2 rRNA genes are annotated in these 3,166 nt (G+C 61.5%); both read right to left on the bottom strand.

What is annotated here, in order from left to right:
* Positions 1-2: 2 nt before the first annotated feature.
* A 5S ribosomal RNA gene (rrf, locus tag L0U89_RS20095) occupies positions 3-108 on the bottom strand.
* Positions 109-243: 135 nt separating this feature from the next.
* Positions 244-3,074: ribosomal RNA gene (locus L0U89_RS20090) — 23S ribosomal RNA — on the bottom strand.
* Positions 3,075-3,166: the final 92 nt, after the last annotated feature.

Below are 3,166 nucleotides of genomic sequence, written 5' to 3'. Positions count from 1 at the left end.
TGTGGCGGCGGCCTACTCTCCCGGGTGCGACCCCAGTACCATCGGCGCTGCAGGGCTTAACTTCTCTGTTCGGGATGGGAAGAGGTGGGGCCCCTGCGCTCGGCCGCCTAGTCTTTCTGTACCATGTGCCACGTATGGCCTGTCACAGCCCCCTTTCGGGGAAAATATCTTCTGTCCTGAGTCTTGTGTCTTGTGTCTCAAGCCTCAACATGACATGCCTTTCCGAATATGCGGCGGTCCCGCGGACGCAAGCTCTCGGGCTATTAGTACCGCTCGGCTTTGCCATCGCTGGCTTTACACCTGCGGCCTATCGACGTCGTCGTCTCCGACGGCCCTCTGTGGAAGTCCCATCTCGGAGGGGGTTTCGCACTTAGATGCTTTCAGCGCTTATCCCTTCCCGACGTGGCTACCCGGCGGTGCGGTTGGCACCACAGCCGGCACACCAGCGGTCGGTCCGACCCGGTCCTCTCGTACTAAGGTCGGAGCTCCCCAAACTTCCCACGCCCGCAACAGATAGGGACCGAACTGTCTCACGACGTTCTGAACCCAGCTCGCGTGCCACTTTAATCGGCGAACAGCCGAACCCTTGGGACCTTCTCCAGCCCCAGGATGTGACGAGCCGACATCGAGGTGCCAAACCTCCCCGTCGATATGAGCTCTTGGGGGAGATCAGCCTGTTATCCCCAGAGTACCTTTTATCCTTTGAGCGACGGCCCTTCCATGCGGTACCGCCGGATCACTATGCCCGTGTTTCCACCCTGCTCGGCTTGTCGGCCCCACAGTCAAGCACCCTTATGCCATTGCACTCCGCGCACGGTTACCAAGCGTGCTGAGGGTACCTTTGGAAGCCTCCGTTATCCTTTTGGAGGCGACCACCCCAGTCAAACTACCCGCCAAGCGGTGTCCCCCCACTCGGGGGGTTAGGGGCCAGACGGACGGAGGGCGGTATTTCAACAGCGGCTCCCGAAAGCCTGGCGACTCCCGTTCACGGCCTCCCGCCTATCCTACACACCGTCCGCCCGGCACCAACGCTAAGCTGCAGTAAAGGTTCATGGGGTCTTTCCGTCCCGTTGCGGGTACACGGCATCTTCACCGTGACTACAATTTCACCGGGCTCATGGCCGAGACAGCGCCCAGATCGTTACACCATTCGTGCAGGTCGGAACTTACCCGACAAGGAATTTCGCTACCTTAGGACCGTTATAGTTACGGCCGCCGTTTACCGGGGCTTCGATTCAATGCTTCCCTTGCGGTGACATCCCCTCTTAACCTTCCGGCACCGGGCAGGTGTCAGGCCTTATACTTCCCCTTCCGGGTTCGCAAAGCCATGTGTTTTTGCTAAACAGTCGCCTGGGCCTCTTCACTGCGGCCCCCCTCGCAGGGGGCGCCCCTTCTCCCGAAGTTACAGGGCAATTTTGCCGAGTTCCTTGGCCATGATTCACCCGAGCACCTCAGGATACTCTCCTTGACCACCTGTGTCGGTCTGCGGTACGGGACCGCGCGCTCGCTTTTCTTGGCGCCCGCCTCCCCGGATTGTCGCTTCGGCCGTGGCCCCCGCGTACTATCCCGCGCTTCCGCGCGGTTCAACGCACTATTCCGTCAGTGCGCACCGGGTACACGGACGCGTCGCTTCCATCGCGCGCGGTGTACTGGAATGTTGACCAGTTGTCCATCGGCCTCCCCTAGACGGGTGCGCCTTAGGCCCCGACTGACCCTGATCCGATTAGCGTTGATCAGGAAACCTTGGTCTATCGGTGGGCCGGTTTCGCGCCGGCCTTGTCGTTACTCATGCCTACATTTGCTTTTCCAAACGCTCCAGCGCACATCGCCATGCGCATTCGCCGCGGTTTGGAATGCTCCCCTACCACTGCACCAATGCAGTCCCTCGCTTCGGCACCGCGCTTGATGCCCGTTTATCATCGGCGCCCTGCCGCTCGACCAGTGAGCTGTTACGCACTCTTCAAAGGAATAGCTGCTTCCAAGCTAACCTCCTGGCTGTCTCTGCAGCTGGACCGCCTTTGCCCAACTTAGCGCGGATTTAGGGGCCTTAGCGGCGGGTCCGGGTTCTTTCCCTCTCGGACCGGGACCTTAGCACCCCGGCCCTCACTGCCGGCAAAAGGCCGCGGCATTCGGAGTTCGTCAGGATTTGGTAGGATGCGACTCCCCCTAGTCCTATCGGTAGCTCTACCTCCGCGGCCCCAACACCGACGCTGCCCCCAAAGGCATTTCGGGGAGTACGAGCTATTTCTCAGTTTGATTGGCCTTTCACCCCTACCCACAGGTCATCCGGAAGCTTTTCAACGCTTATCGGTTCGGCCCTCCGCTGCGCGTTACCGCAGCATCAGCCTGCCCATGGGTAGATCACAAAGTTTCGCGTCTGCCCCCGCCGACTCGACGCCCTCTTCGGACTCGCTTTCGCTCCGGCTCCTTCCGTCAACGGAATTAACCTCGCCGGCGAGGAGCAACTCGTAGGCTCATTATGCAAAAGGCACGCCGTCATCCCCTAAGGGACTCCGACCGCTTGTAGGCGCACGGTTTCAGGTTCTGTTTCACCCCGTTGTTCACGGTACTTTTCACCTTTCCCTCACGGTACTGGTACACTATCGGTCTCCACGCAGTATTTAGCCTTGCCGGATGGTGCCGGCGGATTCAGCCGGGATTCCTCCCGTCCCGGCCTACTCAGGATACCCGCGCCCGCGTCCATGCTTCCCCTACGGGACTATCACCCCCTGCGGCGCGCCTTCCCAGGCGCTTCGGGTCGCATTCGCGCGGGACCACGCGGGTCCTACTACCCCCGGACGGCCTTGACCGCCCGGGTTTGGGCTGTTCCGCTTCCGCTCGCCGCTACTCACGGAATCACTGTTGTTTTCTCTTCCTCCGCCTACTTAGATGTTTCAGTTCGGCGGGTTCGCCTCCCGGCATCAGCCGGGATATCCCTCGCGGGATGGGTTGCCCCATTCGGACACCCGCGGATCGATCCCCCTTGCGGGTCCCCGCGGATTTTCGCAGCTTGGCACGTCCTTCTTCGCCCCGTGGAGCCCAGGCATCCCCCGTGCGCCCTTCTCTACTTGCTTCGCGCCGTGCCCCCTTTTGCCGGGCACGGCGCCCGACGGGACCCCAACCCGCGGATCGCTCCGCGGCAAGGGGCCCGCCGCATATTCGGTTT

It is taken from the genome of Mariniradius sediminis (assembly GCF_021491425.1).
Taxonomy (GTDB): domain Bacteria; phylum Bacteroidota; class Bacteroidia; order Cytophagales; family Cyclobacteriaceae; genus Mariniradius; species Mariniradius saccharolyticus.
The sequence above is the reverse complement of the archived record's forward strand: the minus strand, read 5'-3'. Positions and strand labels throughout refer to the sequence as shown.